The sequence below is a fragment of the Oceanobacillus sp. FSL K6-2867 genome (assembly GCF_037963145.1).
In the GTDB taxonomy this organism is placed as follows: domain Bacteria; phylum Bacillota; class Bacilli; order Bacillales; family Amphibacillaceae; genus Oceanobacillus.
The window spans coordinates 3,603,946-3,621,847 of sequence record NZ_CP150144.1 but is presented as its reverse complement, the minus strand read 5'-3'; the positions used below and the strand labels follow the sequence as shown (position 1 = coordinate 3,621,847).

Below are 17,902 nucleotides of genomic sequence, written 5' to 3'. Positions count from 1 at the left end.
TATTTCCTCCGATCCGTTCTATACCTAACTCTATCATACCTAATTATATATTTTAACACAAAAACGAACAAGTATTCGACTTTTGGTTTTTTTCATATATAGTATACTACCCGTTCATTGACCTAGAAAATCATTTGCACCAAGGGACTCGTATCAGTCCATTAATTTAGTCAGTGAAAAGCTAGAGAAAAAGTGTGAGATGTTTCATTGCGAACATCTCACACTTTTATAATTAAGAGCTCTTTTTAGACTTCTTTTGTCTATATGGAGCTGCAGCAAATAATAAACCAAGTTCATGGTGGTCGCCTTCATAAAATGCACCTTGAACAAAACGATTTTCTCCTTGATCATCAAGTATTTCCAGTTTAAAGAATGCCCCGGTTGATTGTAAAGCTTTATAGAATTGTTCCTCGGTTGCAACCCTCTTACCATTAACTTTTCTAATGGTTTCACCGATGAAAATATCTAATCGAGCTGCAGGAGTTCCTGGTATTATTCCAACAATGGTTAAACCATTTTGCAATTGCCCAAAAAACGGACGTCTTAATCGATCTCCAACACGGTATTTATAGTTCAGAAATTCCTTTCCTATTATCGCCAGAATCACCGCAACAATTGATAGGGGAGGAACAAATATACTTGCTGCAGCAATGAGTAAAATTCCAACTCCTAATAAAGCATTGAACTTCGATATTTTATGGACTGCATGTACTGGAAAGTGGCCCTTTGCCAAGTAATCGAAACCGATAAGAAAAGGAATCAAAATCAAACTATAGGTTTCTTCACCAATCGAAAAGTATGGCCACCATGGCGCAAACGGTGTAATCAATCCATTTGGTATAAACGCAAAAAACGGAATCAGGCTTAATTTCTTAATCCGATGCTGCCCCACCCAAGCTCCACGATCACTTAATGTAATGCTTGGAAATGTTTCATTACGCTGTACATTGCGTATTAATATCGATTCTACTAAAATCATGATTCCCAAAAGCAATGTAATACTTGTAAAGTTGGTACTAGAAAAAAGTCCCCTATTTGAAATAACTGTTTGATTTTCTACTACTAAAGGAAAAATAAACAGGATTAAAAAAGTCAGTCCAATCGTATAGCTGGGTGATAGCAATGAAAAACGCATTGTAATTGATAAAATTATTGTGACAATCGCTAGCAGTATCACTATCTCATTACTAAACACCATACCCGCACCTATTGTAATAACAGATATTGCAAATCCACAGATGAGTGATGTTCGTAATGTATTTCTCCACTCTGCAAACACATCAAATATTTTAACTCCGTAGTTCATTCTTTCTTGTTTAATTCGTGTATGCCCTGCAATAAAGAGCAATAAAATAGTCCAGTATACCACTGGGTTGATAAAAAACTTTCCGATTCCCTTTAATAACTCGATCAGCCATGCTTCTGCCACATCTGTTCACCTTCTTCTATGTATTGCCTTTCTTTACTTATTCGATAAATAACAACCAATCTCCTGCTTTACTTTTTAATTGAAAACGCAGCCTGAGCAGCAAACTACACGCTCAATCTTGCTGCTTATACAATACCCTATCTTTAATAGGAAAGTCCACGAGTGTCACTCGTGGACTTTCCATGCATTGTATTAATATAATGCTTTCAACGCCTCTTCCATTTGGTTATCGTCATCACGGTCTCTAATTTTTTCAATAACCTGTGCTTCAATTAACCCGGCTGTATCTTGATCAACTTCACCAGTTGTCTTTAAATCATTATCAGACTGAAATGAGAATACAGCTTCTTCTGTTTCTTCACTAAAATATCCATCTGTTCGTTCAGTATCATAACCTAATCCAGATAACATCACTTGCAGATTGGCAATTGTTTCATCGGTTTGGTCGAACTTCAAGGCTTTATCTTCTATTTGCACTGGATGTGTATAATAATATTCAGGTTGTTTTACCTCTATTGTTGGCTCAACTCCTTTTTCATTAATCCACTCTCCATTTGGTGATAACCACTTAAATGTCGTTAATTTAATCGAGCTTCCATCTCCTAATGGCACTGCCTGCTGAACAGTTCCTTTTCCATAACTCGTTTCTCCAACGACATCGTAATTTAATTCTTTTAATGCAACAGCTAATATTTCAGAAGCTGACGCACTGCCCTCATTTATCAAAATACTTATTGGATAATCCCTTTTCTCCGTTAATTGGGAATGGTAAGCCTCACGTTCTCCATCACCGTTTTCAATTTGAATATAAGGAATTTCTTTTGGAACAAATAATGAAAGTATATCCTCTGCTACATCGAGAAGCCCGCCTGGATTTCCTCTAACATCTATAACCAGACCTTCTATACCTTCCTTCTCCAAAGCTGTTAATTGTTCTTCAAATTCTTTAGCAGTATTCTCCGAGAAATTCGTTACTTCAATAACCCCAGTTAATTTTCCATCTACCATTTCTGTACTGCTATATACGGTTTCAACTGGTATTTCATCACGAATAATCGTAACCTGGAATGGATCGGAAACACCAGCACGCTGAATTTCCAATACAACCTCAGATCCCTTTTCTCCGCGAATCTTAGCAACTGCTTCATTCAAATTTAAACCTTCTAGACTTTCTCCATCTACTGTTAATACTTGATCATTCGGTCGCAATCCTACCTTTTCAGCAGGTGAATCCTTAATTGGTGCTACAATGGTAACAAGTCCGTTTACCATGCTCACTTCGGCACCAATCCCTTCAAAGGAAGATTCGATTTGATCGGTAAATTGATTTACTGTTTCAACATCCATATAAGACGTATGCGGATCTTCTAAGGTGGAAAGCATTCCTTCAATCGCACCTTCAATTAACTGCGTATCTTCCACTTCTTCCAGGTAGTTTTGTTTGATTAACGAATAGGCCTGGTTAATTTTACTTAAATCAGCCGAAGAATCTGGTGCTTCTTTATCCTTATCTGCAGAATCATTGTTGCTTGTAATTTGATTTGCACCTTGCTCCGTTCCTGAATCGCTTGATTGCGCAAATTCAACACCTGCATATGCACCCGCAAATCCAAGAATTAAGGCAGCGACGAAAATCAATGCAATTTGGGACTTTTTCAATTTCATATTTCCACCTCTAATTTTAAATTGATGCTGTATATTAGTATATGGATGTACCGAAAGATATACGAATAGTATTAGCATAACATTTTATTTTGTGATTGACTATGGATTTAATCTCCTTCCCTGTAGGCAATTAATCTAGTGATAATAAAAAAGTATACCGAATTGGTATACTTTTTTAAAACTAATTAATGTAATTCAATGGGTTAGCTGGATTTTTGTATCCACCTGGGTGTACTTCAAAGTGAAGATGCACGCCAGTAGATGAACCAGTTGTTCCCATCACACCAATCTGTTGTCCTTGGCTTACCGTTTGTCCTGAGGAAACAGAGATGCTGCTTAAGTGTGCATACAATGTTGTATATGTTTGACCATTAATAACATGTGTAATCATAACTGTGTTACCATAACCACCTAATGTGCCAGCAGTTGAAACAACACCATCTGCAGCAGCTACAATCCGACCATCAGCTGCACTTCTTTTCCCAAAGTCAGTACCGTTATGCGGCTTTACAACATTATGAATCGGATGCATTCGATTTGGGTTGAAGTGTGATGTTACCGGACCACTTGTCGGCTTGATGAACGTTCCATTTCCACTAGGTGCTGGCGTGGAAGCAACTGTTCCGGTATCATCTGATGAGCTTGAATTACTTTCGGAACTCTTGTCTTTAGCCGCCTGCTCTTGCGCTGCCTTTTGGCGAGCTGCTTCCTCTTTAGCAAGTTGTTCTAATTTTCCTTTTTCTTGTTCATACTGTTGTTTTGCTAGTGTAATAGCTTTTTGTTGATCGTTTAGCACTCGCTGTTCATCTTCAATGCTCATCTTATATTCTTCCAAATCCTGATGCTCTTCTTCGAGCTGTGCCATCAATGTTTCTTTTTCTTGCATTTGATCTTTTAATTGATTTTCTAAAGCTAGAAGCTCGTCTTTTTGACTTTCAAGTGAGTTTTTCTTTTCTTCAACTGCTACTTTCTTTACTTCTACTTCTTCTTTATTTGCTTCTACTTCTTTTTTATTTGCCTGAAGTTCTTTCTTGTCAGCTGCCTGTGCTTCCATAATCGTTTTATCAGAATCCATGATTGTGTTTACTGCTGATGATCTACTAATAAAATCTCCGAAACTACTTGCACCAAAAATAACCTCTATATATTTCATATCGCCACCATTTTGCTGAATGGTACGAAGACGCTGCTTTAATAATGCATCCCTTTTTTCAATTCGATCTTCTAATATTTCAATTTCTTCTTTTAAAGCTGCAATTCGATCAGTCAGCTCATTAATTTTATTTGACAAGGTTTCAATTTCATTATTGGTTTCCGTTATCTCATTTTCTTTTTGATTAATATCATTTTGTGTAGTAGATAACTCCTCATCGATTGAATTAATTTCTTGCTCGACATTGTTTTGATCTGATTTGTTCTTATTTAGTTTTTCTTCCGTATCTTTTCTGTTGCCTTCCAGATTGCTTTTTTCCTCATTCAATCCAGACTGTTCTTCTTCCAAATCATTAATCTTCTTCTCTATATCACCAATCGATTCTGCAGAGACATGCAACCCACTAATTGGTATTGCCATAAATGCTAAAGCTGTGATAAGTATACTAGATACTGCTTTTTTCACTCTATTTCCCCTCTTCACCTAATATATTGCAAGTGCCTTCTTGCTTTTCTGTTCACTCTAGTTGTCTAGGTATCCTATGACTTCCCAGGTAACAATTAAAATAGTTTAAGCTTCCAAACAAACTTTATGCTCTAAGAAAGCTTGTCCAAGAAGCTTATATGCTGTATGACCTGTTATGTAAAAACTCAGACCAGCTTTAGAAAATTGTTTTTCTTAAGCTGGTTCGAGCATATCTGCATTATCTGTTAGACCTTAAGGAATTTACGTACACTCATAACGCTTCCCCATATACCAATTACTGCACCTATAGCAAGTATCATTAGTGATAACTGCCATGCAAATGGGCTAAATGGCAACATTTCAACGAAGCTAAATGTAATTCGGTCATTAAAGTTTGTGTATAAGTAATAGTAGCCACCTAAAATTACTGCAATCGGTACGATAGATCCTAATATTCCAAGCAGCAGTCCTTCAATAAAGAATGGCCAGCGAATAAAACCATTAGTTGCTCCTACAAGCTTCTGAATGCTAATTTCTGTACTTCGTGCCATAATTGTAATTTTTATCGTGTTCGAAATTAAGAAAATTGCCGTGAATACAAGCGCAACCACTAAAACAAGTCCAATCGTTCTTGCATAGTTATTAAACTCAAATAATTGATCTACAACATCTCGTCCATAATTTACTTGATCAACGTGATCGAACGCAGCAATTTCTGAAGCAATGCGTTCTGTATCCTCCGGAACTAGCGCTCTTACGATATAAACATGGTTCAGCGGGTTATCCTGTTCAAATAAATGCCAAGCTTCCCCTTCTTCTCCCATACTTTGAATCAGTTTTTCCAGTTCATCATCGTTGGAAGAAAATGATACAGAATCAATTCCTTCAATCTGTTCAATTGCTTCACCAAGTTCAACAATGTCATCCTCTGTCGCTGTAAGGTCTATCATCGTATTAATCTGTACATCGTCTTCAATACTCTTCGCCATCTCATTCAAATTAAGTACTAATGCTAAGAAAACTGCCACTAAAATTAATGTTGTTGTAACGGCGCCAACAGAAGCAATTGTCATCCAGCCATTACGAAAAATATTTTTAAATCCTTCACGCACATGTCGCATTAAAGTTCTAAATCTCATAGCCGTATTCTCCTCTTTGCTCATCTCTAACGATCATACCGCCTTCAATGGCAATTACTCGTTTTTTAATTGTGTTAACAATTTCCTTGCTGTGAGTGGCCATGATAATTGTAGTACCTCTAGCATTAATTTCTTCAAAAGTTTTCATTATTTCCCATGATGTATCGGGATCCAGATTTCCAGTTGGCTCATCCGCAATCACAATCTGAGGATGGTTGACAATCGCACGTGCAATAGAAACACGCTGCTGCTCTCCACCCGATAATTCACTTGGAAGGGAACGTACTTTATTTTTTAATCCTACTACTTCTAATACATCCATTACTTGCTTGCGAATACTTTTTGGTGATTCTTCGATTACTTCAAGCGCAAATGCAACATTTTCATATACTGACATTTTGGGAAGCAGCTTAAAATCTTGGAATACGACACCAATATTTCGTCGTAAAAAAGGAACTTTTCGCTCTTTAATATCACCTAAATCTGTATCTGCGATAATAATTGAACCACTGGTTGGTCTTTCTTCTCTGTATATTAATTTAATAAATGTCGATTTTCCTGCACCACTGGGACCAACAATATATACAAATTCACCTTGCTCTATATCAACGTTGATACCATTTAATGCGGTGACACCATTGTCATAAGTCTTATATACATCTTTCATTAATATCATCTAAATATCACCTTTTTGTTTTTAGTTGTTGTTCCTGGCTGTCAAATCTTGTAATCAAATATAAGAATCTAGCACTCTTCCGAACAAGTCTCAAATATTTCCTACTCATTATAACATCTTTCTACAGCATTTTTAGACATAAAATTATTACAATTATATTTCAACATGTAAAGAATGAAATATATCTGCGAAGAAATATAAAAAGCCCTTGCAGCATTTGCCTGCAAGGGCTTTTTCCGTTTTGAGGTTATTTTTTTTCTGCTAACCAGCTTGTTAAAGCATCAAGGTCTTCACCAGCTACATTAACCGCTGGCATGCTGCCTTTTCCGTTTTTAACAATCTCAGCAATTTCTTCTTGCGAGTATTTAGATCCTACTTGCGCTAACGATGGTCCCGCGCCGCCTGAAAGATCAGCTCCATGGCATGAAGCACAATTAGCTTTGAATACTTCTTCACCATCAGTGGTTTCTACTGTACCATTGGAATCGTCCGTTCCCGCATCATCTGATGCATTGTCCTCGCCTGCACCACAAGCACCTAGAACAAGTAATGCACCAAACAAAACAGCTACTAACCATTTTTTCATTTCAATAGTCCCCTTTACACTTATATAAACCTTACATACCTATTATAACCCTTTTCATTTAGATTAAAACCATTGATATAACCGTTTACATTGCTGAAATCACCGTGTACTATTGCTAAATCAATGAATGCAGGGGATTATGGCAAATTTATGAAACAATAGCAAGTTATTCTATAAGACAAAATAAGTCTCATTCTGTTGGAATGAGACTTATTTTGTCTTATTTTATTTGTGATCTTAAGTAAGCATCGATGAAAACACTAAGATCCCCATCCATGACAGCTTGCGTGTTTCCGGTTTCCACATTTGTACGATGGTCTTTTACCATCGAATAAGGGTGGAATACATAGGAGCGGATTTGACTTCCCCAGCCAATTTCTTTCTGTTCGCCGCGAATGTCATCCAGTTCTTGCTGTTGTCGTTCAATTTCTAATTGGTAAAGCTTTGATTTTAACATTTTCATTGCTGCCTCACGATTTTTAATTTGAGAACGTTCATTTTGACATGTAACTATTGTATTTGTTGGTAAATGAGTTATCCGAACCGCTGAATCAGTTGTATTTACATGCTGACCTCCAGCACCACTTGCTCGGTACGTATCTACCTTAATGTCCTCTGATCGAATTTCGATATCTACATCATCTGTCATCTCTGGTGTGACATCGCAAGAAACAAATGAAGTATGCCGGCGGCCTGATGAATCAAATGGGGATATACGAACAAGACGGTGTACACCTTTTTCAGCTTTCAAGTAACCATAGGCATTATGTCCTTTTATCAGCAGGGTAACACTTTTTACACCTGCCTCATCACCAGGCTGATAATCCAATGTCTCTACCTTAAATTCTTTATCCTCGGCAAAGCGCTGATACATTCGCAATAGCATGCTGGCCCAGTCCTGTGATTCTGTTCCCCCAGCACCTGGATGCAGCTCAAGAATTGCGTTATTTGCATCATAGGATTCACTTAATAGCATTTGCAGTTCAAAATCATTAACATCTGAGATGAATCCAGCTAAATCTTCCTGTAACTCTTCAAATAACTCCTGATCATTTTCTTCTTTTACAAGCTCATAGGAAACCTCCATATTTTCCCATCGCTCTTCTATTTCTTCGAAGCTATTTACATAGCTCTTGAGACCATTTGCTTCATTAATCGTTTTTTGGGCACTGTCTTGATCATTCCAGAAATTAGGGTCAGCCATTTGCATCTCTAATTCTGCAATTCGAGCTTTCTTTGCCTCTAAGTCAAAGAGACCCCCTAAAGTCTTCGATTCGTTTAGCAATTTTGTCTAATTCATGCTTTATTTCTATTAATTCCATACTTCCACCTCATAAATAAAATTGACGTAAAGAGACCGAGAAAAGTGTATTCATCAATTAGCCAAACATAATTGGCGAAACTAATCCGCTCCGAATATACTTCGCAAATCCTATGGTTCTGGTGGACCACTTTGTGCTACGCATTTCGTTGCCTCACCTGTGTCTTTCCCCTCAAAGAAGACTGCGTATATTTTCTCCGCTTAAATTGCGCATCGTTCGTCTTTCAGTTGAATACTTTAGTTATGTTACAGCCTCTACATATAACAAATTAAATTCTATCTGTCAAGAGTATCTGGATATTAATTCCCATGACAGTTTTTATATTTCTTTCCACTTCCGCACGGGCATGGATCATTTCGACCAACGGATTGTTTTTTTACGTATGGTTTACGGACCTTCTTCTTTGCTTCCTGGCCCCCCGCTACTGCCTGTGTATTTTTCACCACTTCTTGACGTTGCAGGTTCTCACGAATTTGAGCCTTCATAATATATTTAGAAACCTCTTCTTCAATGCTTGCCACCATTGCTTCGAACATTGCGAAGCCTTCCATTTGGTATTCTCTTAATGGATCGTTTTGTCCATATGCACGTAAATGGATACCTTGACGTAGCTGATCCATTTGATCAATATGATCCATCCATTTAGAATCCACTGCTCGTAAAACGATAACCTTCTCAAATTCGCGGAATTGCTCAGGAGTAAGCTCCTCTTCTTTCTGATCATAGCGTTTACGCACTTTTTCCATAATCAATGCAGAAATTTCTTCAGCTTCTTTTTCTCTTAAATCTCCTTCAGAAAGATCTTCCGGATCCAGTAAATTACCGTGCACATACTCTACAATTGCTTTTAAATCCCAATTTTCTTCATCATCGTCCTGTGTATGTGTCCCTACAACTCGATCAATGGATGATTGCAGCATATTTTCAATAATTTCTCGAATATTTTCATCTGCATCAATCACTTCAAAACGTTGTTTATAAATAATTTCACGCTGTTCGCGGAGTACATCATCATAGGATAAGACCGTTTTACGAGCATCAAAGTTGTTTCCTTCCACTCGTTTTTGAGCCGATTCAACAGCTTTGGATACCATTTTACTTTCAATTGGCTGCGTATCATCCATACCCAGTTTTTCCATCATGTTTCTTAGGTTATCCGAACCAAAGCGACGCATTAGTTCATCTTCCATTGATAAGTAAAATTGCGTTACACCAGGGTCTCCTTGACGACCAGAACGACCTCGAAGCTGGTTGTCGATTCGTCGTGACTCATGACGCTCTGTACCTACAACAGCGAGTCCACCAAGTTCCTTCACACCTTCGCCAAGCTTAATATCAGTTCCACGTCCAGCCATATTTGTCGCAATTGTAACGGACCCTTTTTGTCCAGCAGTCTCAATGATTTCCGCTTCTCGATAATGGTTTTTCGCGTTTAATACTTCATGCTTTACGCCGGCTTTCTTCAATAGCTTGGAAATCAGCTCTGAAGTTTCCACGGCAACTGTACCAACCAATACAGGCTGACCTAATGTATGTCTTTCCTTAATATTTTCAACTACTGCACGAAACTTGCCTTCCATTGACTTATAAATCAAATCAGCACGATCTTCGCGGGCAATTGGCTTATTCGTAGGAATCGCAATTACATCCATATTATAAATATTTCTAAATTCTTCCTCTTCTGTTTTTGCTGTACCTGTCATACCTGATAGTTTATTGTACATTCGGAAGAAATTCTGGAATGTAATAGAAGCAAGTGTCATGCTTTCATTTTGAATTTGCAGGCCTTCTTTCGCTTCAATTGCCTGATGAAGTCCATCACTATAACGACGACCTTTCATTTTACGCCCAGTGAACTGGTCTATAATAACAACTTCTCCATCTTCCACCATATAATCATCGTCTCGATGCATGGATGCATGAGCCTTCAATGCTTGGTTAATGTGATGGGTCAGAGATACGTTATTCAGATCAAATAAATTTTCAATGGAAAAATATTTCTCTGCTTTATTAATTCCTTCTTCTGTTAATTGAACACCCTTTGTTTTTTCATCATAGGTATAGTCTGTCTCTTTCGATAAGGTTGATACAAATCCATCTGCTTGCTGATAAAGCGCAGCTGACTTCTTAGCCGACCCCGAGATAATAAGCGGTGTTCTTGCTTCATCAATTAAAATTGAGTCAACCTCATCAATAATAGCAAAATTCAAAGGACGCTGTACCATTTGGTTTTTATATAAAACCATATTATCCCGGAGATAGTCGAAACCAAATTCATTATTTGTTCCGTACGTAATATCACTTGCATAAGCTTCTCTTTTTTCTTCCTTTGACAGGCCGTTGCCGTTTAACCCCACGGTTAATCCAAGGAAGTTATACAGCTTGCCCATCTCAGTAGCATCACGTTCCGCCAAATATTCATTGACAGTAATTATATGAACACCTTTGTCGGACAATGCATTTAAGTATGCTGGCATTGTAGAAGCAAGTGTTTTACCTTCCCCCGTTTTCATTTCTGCAATATTGCCTTCATGCAAGGCAACTGCACCTATAAGCTGTGATGTAAATGGCCGCATTCCAAGAACACGTCGAGATGCCTCACGGACAACCGCATATGCTTCAGCAAGTAAATCATCAAGTGTTTCACCGTTTGCAATACGTTCTTTAAATACATTCGTTTTACCTTGTAATTCTGCATCGGAAAGTTTTTCTATCTCCGCTTCCAATGCTTCTATCTGATCTACCTTTTTTTGTATTCGATTCAATTGCTTTTGGTTACCATCACCAAAAATTTTTGTTAAAAATCCAGCCATATGTTAAACGCTCCTTTAGAAAACTCGACATTCATTAAAGGGATACTTACGAAAGTGTTCTGCTTTCTTAGAAGCCCTTATACTTTGGAGTGCAAGCCTCCTGAGAGAATGCTCTTCATTGCACTATATAAATAGGAAAGTTCTATACTTTCTATTTGCCAAAGAAATCAATACTATAATCCACTACTTATCATAACACTTTACAATAATGTATGACAACTGACTAGGCATTATATAGGCCTATATTATAAAAAAGAAAGCAGACTGGGGGTAGTCTGCTTTCTTTAAGGAAGGGGAAAATCGGGGAGAGTATTACTTAGGACTTTACACTTATTTATCTTGTCCTGAGAAAAACTCTGTAACTTTTCGGTTGGTAGCTGCAAGAATTTCAAGCAGCTGAGTAATCGCAGTTTCATGCTGTTGTACTTGTGCCACTAATGCCAAAAACCTTTGTTCATCTTCTTCATTCACACATAGATACCTCCTGGTTCATTTGACTCATTTATATCACATAATTAGACCTAAAGACTAATAGCCATTTTTAAATTTCTGACTTGTATTCGACAATTTTCTCTGGCAAAAACTGATTTATAACAAAAAAACGAGGTGAATTGCTGCATTTTTATATAAAAAGTAACAATGAAATACAAAAACAGCTTTTCGTTCTACATTTTTCGACACTAGTTCCAGTCATTTAAAAACATTATGTTTATAAAAAGGCGACCTCATAAGAGGACGCCTTTTAGGTAATATTTAAAATACATTCGGTTCAATTAATCCATATTTGCCGTCTCTTCGGCGATACACAACATTTGTATCACCAGATTGGTCATTTGTAAAAACAAAGAACTCATGACCAAGCATATCCATTTGCAGAATTGCTTCTTCTGAATCCATTGGTTTTAAATTAAATCGTTTAGTTCTTACAATTTCTATTTCATCGCTTTCTTCTTCAGCACTATTTGCGCTTTTTTCCATTTCAGCAAACGCATATTTAGGTGCGCCTTTTTGTCTGAACTTACGGTTTATTTTAGTTTTATGTTTACGAATCTGTCTTTCTAGTTTATCTACAACAAGATCCACAGCTGCATATAAATCAATATGTTGAACTTCACCACGTAATAATAGCTCTGTCATCGGAATAGTTACTTCTATTCGTTGTTCATCATTATAGACACTTAAATTCACATGTACATCTGACGTTGGAGCTTCATCAAAATATCTTTCTAACTTGCTGATTTTTTTTTCGACGTATTCCTTAATTGCCCCAGTCACCTCGAGATTTTCACCACGAATGTTAAACTTCATAAAAGTGTCCTCCTTTATTCTTTATAGTTTCATTATACTACGTTACCACAAACTTTTCCTGCTTAAACCTTCCGAAAAATTTGTTGTTTTTTGTAAAAACATCTACAAAGTGCTTGATACCAATAGTTTAAGGGTTTACATTTTATTAATATAATTTACAAAAATGTATCAATAGAAACAAAGAAGTACATTTATAATAAAATGATGTGTACAGCGTACACATCATTTTTTACTATCCATAAACATTCCGTCTATTGTTTGGACATTTTTATATGGATTGGTATAGGATTGGTTTGATTTTTTTTGCATTTTAACCTGCTTCATCTCTTTTTTTAAATCCGTGAACAGCGACTGCATTTTCAGTTGTATTTCATCGTTAACTTGCACGAGCACTTTTCCAAGTTGTTTTTCAGCCTCTGTATAGGGTGGATTTAATGCTTCCATGGAAATTCCGCGCTGTGTAATCAACGTTGTCAATTGTTCAATGATCGACTCTCTTGTTTTACTTGTAATCTCTCGATTTAGAAGCTGCTTCATTTGCATCGTCAACTCATAAACTGACTCTACTCTGTTCATTATACAGAGGCGCCTTTTGCAAATTGCTGTTGACGATTTTTCAGTATCACTTGTTTCCATGTATCGCGGAACTCTGTTACAAATTCCAATACCTCTTCCAGCTTTTTAACATCATTTTTAATGTTTGCTTCTTTTAACTGGAATTGCATAAATTCATATAATGGCAGGATTTGCTTTGAGATTTCAATTTTCCGATCTAATGTGATCATAAGTTCCTGAATAATATTTTGCGCTTTTTGGATATTTATATTTTTCGCTTCAAAGTTATTATCATTCATATCTTTTATTGCCTGCTTGATAAATTTCATGCACCCATTATATAGCATTAACGTTAACTCTCCACCAGAAGCCGTGTTTACAGCATTATTTTGGTATGCTTGATATGCTTTATTCACTCCCATTAACCTTTCTCTCCTTCCTAATCTGAGCTACATCATTCCTCCGCCAAAAGCATTCATTAACATGGCAGATTGATTATTCATTCTGGAAATTGCCTGTTCCATCGCACTAAATTGTCTCCAATACCGGTCTTCAATATTTTTCAGCTTGTCTTCAAATGCGTCGATTCGGTCATCTAAATCCTTCATTCGTTTGCCTATTGTGTAATTTTCTAATGTATCCGTTCCTTTACCTGCGCTTTGGTTAATACGGTTCATCGTGCTGTCAACAGCATCTTCCAAACGATTAACAAGACCACGATTTGCGCCTTCTTCACTATTAGAAAACAATTTCTGGACACCAGCAGGATCTTCCTGGAGAGCCGCTCTTAAATCCTCTTCATTTACAATAAGTTTTCCACCATCTAAATAATCTTTGGATGTAGTGATACCAATTTGGGTTAATGTTGTAAATTGACCATCTGTTTTTACAGAAGAATACCAGCTTTGCCTCATCGAAAACAGACCACTAGAAATAACGCCCTCGCCTTTCAGAAGACCGCTTTTCGCTTTTTCCTCCCAAAGCTCAATTTCCTTATCAGACATTTCTGCCCGCTGCTCATCTGTAAGTGGAGGGAAATCCCGATAACGTGTTTCCTGTTGCGAACCATTAAATAACTCTACAACCTCATTGTACTTATCTACAAATGCCATAATGTTATCGAAAGCTGCATCGGCATCATTATTGACGGTTAAATTAGCATTTGTGCCATTTGTAGTATCATTAAACTGAAAAGTGATGCCATTTAGTGTGTAGTTGTTATCTTTCGATTCAACTGTATAAGCATCATTATAGGTGAATTTGGCATTTCCTCCTCCCGTTTCTCCGCTTTGAGCCATTCCAAGAAAGCTTGTGAAGAAAGAATCAGAATTTTGATTAATACCAGTAGGTTCCTGCGTTTCTTCGTCGATTTCTACCTTGCCAAAAATAATCTCGCTGCCACCAGCAAAATCGGTATCATTATAGTTTCCTGTTCTAGTCGTTTCAAAAATTACTTTATTCGCTTTTTCATCATAAGTCATCCGCACATTATTTTCTGGATCATCATTAATTTTCTTTATTACGTCTTTTAATGTATCATTTTCACCTATTTCATAGGAATGTTGGTTCAACTCCCCATTATGATTATAAGTAGCAAATTCTATTGTACCTTCAATATTTTGAGCCTTTAATGACGTATTTAAATCAAATGGGGTCCCTGCTTCATCTATTGCCAACTCATTTTGACTGATATTAATCGCGGCAGAAGCTAACTTCTCGACATTAATTTTATATGTCCCGTTTGATGCACCTGAAGTAGCTGTGGCTGTTACAGCACCTTCCATCGTAGAAACTATAGTCTTTGAGTTATAGGTTTTGCTCAGTTTCATATCAAGCATCATGTTATCTAATTCCAATAGCTTCTTATTCAAATCACGAAATGCATCACGCTGCCATTCAAGTTTTGTTTTATCCTGTTCCATTTTATCCAGAGGCATTCGTTCAGCTTTCATCAGATCTTTAATAATCGAGTCTGTATCAATTCCACTGGCTAAGCCGCCAATTCGCATACTCAAGTTGATCCTCTCCCTTAAATCTTCCTATCTATCAAAATTCCCATGAAGTCTGCCATTTCTGCATACATATCAAGCATTTTTTTCGGTGGGATTTCTTTTATCACTTCATTTATATTCGAGTCAACTACTGTAACATAGTATTTATTCAGTTTGTCATGCAGTTCGAATTTAAGGTTTCTTCTAATTGGTTCCATAAATTCATTTAGCTTTTGAACAACCTTGTCGACTTCATTTTTATCTATCTTTTCCACATTCTCATAATTTGTGTCTGCCCCTGTTCCCTTACTCCCAGTAATTGTTGTTATATTCATGTTGAATTCTTTATTTAGCAGAGATTGAGGTGCTGACATTACTTTATCGACCGCCATGTCAATGCACTCCTAAACCTTTTTCTTTTATATCGGATATACTGCTTGTTTTCTAAAGCTTTTCAAGAAAATATCCCAATTATTCTTTCGTACCTTTTAACATTTCCAATAAATTCAGTGGTACGTTTGCAGCTTCGTTATTTTGCTGTTTTATATCAACATAAATTTCTTTCCGATAGATATCAATAGATTGGGGTGCAGTAATACCGAGCTTAATTTGATCTCCTTCAATTGCTAGTATTTTAATTTCGATATCTTCGCCTATTTGGATTGCTTCATTGCGTTTCCTCGTTAAAACTAACATTTATTTACCCCTTTCTCTCAACTGGCTGAGGTGTAATGGGTGCTTGTGATGAATAAGTCTCCATACTTAAAATATATTGTTTTCCATATTTATGATTTGTGTTGATAACAATCGGCGCCTTTAAGTTTAACGTGCTTTTTTGAAAAGGCTGCTTCAGCGTTACGATAGATAATACAGCGACTTCTTCTTCATTTTTTATTTGCAAGCTCTCAATAAGATTATTATCTAGTTCGATGGAATAATCTGGATATATCTGATGCGGATTTGAAACAATAAATGCTACTGTTGATGTTTGAACAGATTGTAAAACCTGAAAAATTGGTGTTTCAGGCAAGTCCATTAATACAAAATCCCTTTCGGTTGGAAACCCTGGAATACCAGCTGGAAAATGGATGATTTTACGTTCATCTATTGGAACTTCTCCTAAATATTTTGTTTGTATGTTCATTCGAAACGTCCTTTCCTATATATATAAATTAATAAAACTGATTTCTAATTGCTGCCTTTGTTTCAGACTTGTTGTGACATTACCAGGTTCATAGGTAAATTCAGGGCTTCGCGGAGTTGCCTTGATGACCGGTTTCTTTGATTGAACATCAATATGAAGTTCGGATGGCTGATAGCTCGTTACCACCGAGAATTGTGAAGGTATAAATTTAATTCCAAGTGACTTCATTGGTTCAAAGCTATTTTGAACTGCTTGACTCATTAATGGATTACCGTTATTTTCAATTTGCATTAATTCATCACCCTGTTTTGCTCGTCTTGCTATCCCTTGCATCAGTGCATTTTTCCCTTCACTTGCAAAAACTTTGTTTCGCTTTGTAATATGCATTAAATTTAAGTCTGCCCATGCCTCAGATTGATCAATACGAAGTTTGCCCGGGATGGTATGCATTGTTAATTCTGCTTGTGGTTGCTTGATGCTTAGTTCTGCTTGCGGTTGAGAAATCCCTAGTTTTGCATCTGTTTTTTGAATTTCAATTTGTGCTGGTTGTGAGTGCACCCTAATTTGCGGAATTTGCATCTATGACTCACTCCTTCTTAATGTGAAAAATATTAAGTGAAAATAACTTAAACATATAATAAACCCTGAACCCTTATAGGGGCTCAGGGTTTATTTTTGGCATCCACAAAACGCTAAAGCAATAATGAGATTTTACCAATCTTCCTACGATATTATTTAGGATGTTTGCGATTTAGCGATCATCTTAAGAAATCTACTAAAGATGGCTGAATAATTCGTGATCCTGCTGATAACGCCGCACGGTGCAGGCTTTCTTGGGTAATTAATTCTGTAATTGCTTTTGCATAATCAATGTCTTCATTTTGTGACATGGTCCGCGTTGCAATAACTTCCTGTTCGCTTAAACGATTTTCGACCAGCTCTAAGCGATTCATCCGTGCTCCAAGCTCAGCACGAGCATTGACAATATTATTAATGCCAATATCTAAATCAGCAATACTTGCATCAATAGCCTCATTATCTAAACCGTTATTTTCAGTGGCTTCAAGCTTGTTAATAAAATTATCAATCGTATCAAAGATACTTGGTTCACCGCCAAAGACATCATTTCCCTCAACATTTGCCTGTAAAGTTGTTCCGCTGGATACTTCAATTAATACAGCCGAACCATCAAAGTCAATTGCGCCATCCGGATTTACCGGAGCTGTATTTGTTTTTGTACCATTAAAAATATATTTATCATTCACATTCGTATTTGCAATCTCAACCATATGTTCTTTTAATTGTTTTACTTCTTCACTGATGTTTTTAAGCTCTTCCTTATCGTACGTTCCGTTACTCGCTTGAACAGCAAGATCCCGTATGCGCTGCATTGCAGAAGTAGCTTTATCAAGTGCTGCATCCGTATTATCCATCCAATTATGCACTTCATTTGTATTACGAATATATTGTTCCACTCTTACAAGCTCTGTGCGATACCCCATCCCTTTCATTGCAATAACTGGGTCATCGGAAGGGCGGTTAATCTTTTTGCCTGTGCTTAACTGATGTAAATATGTATCCATTTTTCCATAGCTGTTCGTTAAGTTACGGAGCATATTATTTGAAATCATTCCTTGTGTCACACGCATTTAAATC

At 36.8% G+C, this 17,902-nt stretch carries 18 protein-coding genes; all 18 read right to left on the bottom strand.

Annotated elements, in window-relative coordinates:
* Nucleotides 1–232 precede the first annotated feature (232 nt).
* On the bottom strand, nucleotides 233–1,429 hold the full coding sequence (locus NSQ77_RS17465; protein WP_339227342.1) for a PDZ domain-containing protein: 1,197 nt from the start codon (nucleotides 1,427–1,429) through the stop codon (nucleotides 233–235).
* A 192-nt stretch (nucleotides 1,430–1,621) separates the two neighbouring features.
* Nucleotides 1,622–3,094, bottom strand: a complete 1,473-nt coding sequence (locus tag NSQ77_RS17460; protein WP_339227341.1) for a S41 family peptidase — start codon at nucleotides 3,092–3,094, stop codon at nucleotides 1,622–1,624.
* Between the two features lie 181 nt (nucleotides 3,095–3,275).
* A complete protein-coding gene (locus tag NSQ77_RS17455) occupies nucleotides 3,276–4,712 on the bottom strand; it encodes a peptidoglycan DD-metalloendopeptidase family protein (RefSeq protein ID WP_339227340.1) in 1,437 nt (478 codons plus the stop codon).
* Between the two features lie 245 nt (nucleotides 4,713–4,957).
* Nucleotides 4,958–5,851 (bottom strand): permease-like cell division protein FtsX, encoded by an 894-nt coding sequence (gene ftsX, locus NSQ77_RS17450; protein WP_339227339.1) that lies wholly within the window; start codon nucleotides 5,849–5,851, stop codon nucleotides 4,958–4,960.
* A complete protein-coding gene (gene ftsE, locus NSQ77_RS17445) occupies nucleotides 5,841–6,527 on the bottom strand; it encodes a cell division ATP-binding protein FtsE (protein WP_339227338.1) in 687 nt (228 codons plus the stop codon). Before ftsE ends, ftsX begins: the two co-directional genes overlap by 11 nt.
* Nucleotides 6,528–6,774: 247 nt before the next feature.
* On the bottom strand, nucleotides 6,775–7,113 hold the full coding sequence (cccB, locus tag NSQ77_RS17440) for a cytochrome c551 (RefSeq protein WP_339227337.1): 339 nt from the start codon (nucleotides 7,111–7,113) through the stop codon (nucleotides 6,775–6,777).
* A 220-nt stretch (nucleotides 7,114–7,333) separates the two neighbouring features.
* A protein-coding gene (prfB, locus tag NSQ77_RS17435; RefSeq protein ID WP_339227336.1) for a peptide chain release factor 2 occupies nucleotides 7,334–8,435 on the bottom strand; the annotation gives its coding sequence in 2 pieces (ribosomal slippage) (nucleotides 7,334–8,362 and nucleotides 8,364–8,435; 1,101 coding nt in all).
* A 299-nt stretch (nucleotides 8,436–8,734) separates the two neighbouring features.
* Nucleotides 8,735–11,248 (bottom strand): preprotein translocase subunit SecA, encoded by a 2,514-nt coding sequence (gene secA / locus NSQ77_RS17430; protein ID WP_339227335.1) that lies wholly within the window; start codon nucleotides 11,246–11,248, stop codon nucleotides 8,735–8,737.
* A gap of 330 nt (nucleotides 11,249–11,578) precedes the next feature.
* Nucleotides 11,579–11,719, bottom strand: a complete 141-nt coding sequence (locus tag NSQ77_RS17425) for a hypothetical protein (RefSeq protein ID WP_339227334.1) — start codon at nucleotides 11,717–11,719, stop codon at nucleotides 11,579–11,581.
* A gap of 282 nt (nucleotides 11,720–12,001) precedes the next feature.
* Nucleotides 12,002–12,556 carry a ribosome-associated translation inhibitor RaiA gene (gene raiA / locus NSQ77_RS17420; protein WP_339227333.1) on the bottom strand — a complete coding sequence of 185 codons (555 nt, stop codon included), beginning with the start codon at nucleotides 12,554–12,556 and terminating at the stop codon, nucleotides 12,002–12,004.
* A gap of 222 nt (nucleotides 12,557–12,778) precedes the next feature.
* Nucleotides 12,779–13,132 (bottom strand): flagellar protein FliT, encoded by a 354-nt coding sequence (locus NSQ77_RS17415; protein ID WP_339227332.1) that lies wholly within the window; start codon nucleotides 13,130–13,132, stop codon nucleotides 12,779–12,781.
* Nucleotides 13,132–13,533 (bottom strand): flagellar export chaperone FliS, encoded by a 402-nt coding sequence (gene fliS / locus NSQ77_RS17410; protein WP_339227331.1) that lies wholly within the window; start codon nucleotides 13,531–13,533, stop codon nucleotides 13,132–13,134. The genes NSQ77_RS17415 and fliS overlap by 1 nt, the downstream gene beginning before the upstream one ends.
* Before the next feature lie 27 nt (nucleotides 13,534–13,560).
* Nucleotides 13,561–15,120 (bottom strand): flagellar hook-associated protein 2, encoded by a 1,560-nt coding sequence (locus NSQ77_RS17405; RefSeq protein ID WP_339231061.1) that lies wholly within the window; start codon nucleotides 15,118–15,120, stop codon nucleotides 13,561–13,563.
* 20 nt (nucleotides 15,121–15,140) lie between these two features.
* Nucleotides 15,141–15,494: a flagellar protein FlaG gene (flaG, locus tag NSQ77_RS17400; protein ID WP_339227330.1), complete on the bottom strand. Its 354-nt coding sequence runs from the start codon at nucleotides 15,492–15,494 to the stop codon at nucleotides 15,141–15,143.
* A 79-nt stretch (nucleotides 15,495–15,573) separates the two neighbouring features.
* Nucleotides 15,574–15,798 carry a carbon storage regulator CsrA gene (gene csrA / locus NSQ77_RS17395; protein WP_339227329.1) on the bottom strand — a complete coding sequence of 75 codons (225 nt, stop codon included), beginning with the start codon at nucleotides 15,796–15,798 and terminating at the stop codon, nucleotides 15,574–15,576.
* Nucleotides 15,799–15,802: 4 nt separating this feature from the next.
* On the bottom strand, nucleotides 15,803–16,246 hold the full coding sequence (fliW, locus tag NSQ77_RS17390; protein WP_339227328.1) for a flagellar assembly protein FliW: 444 nt from the start codon (nucleotides 16,244–16,246) through the stop codon (nucleotides 15,803–15,805).
* Between the two features lie 15 nt (nucleotides 16,247–16,261).
* Nucleotides 16,262–16,825, bottom strand: a complete 564-nt coding sequence (locus NSQ77_RS17385) for a DUF6470 family protein (protein WP_339227327.1) — start codon at nucleotides 16,823–16,825, stop codon at nucleotides 16,262–16,264.
* 179 nt (nucleotides 16,826–17,004) lie between these two features.
* Nucleotides 17,005–17,895 carry a flagellar hook-associated protein FlgL gene (gene flgL, locus NSQ77_RS17380; RefSeq protein WP_339227326.1) on the bottom strand — a complete coding sequence of 297 codons (891 nt, stop codon included), beginning with the start codon at nucleotides 17,893–17,895 and terminating at the stop codon, nucleotides 17,005–17,007.
* Nucleotides 17,896–17,902: the final 7 nt, after the last annotated feature.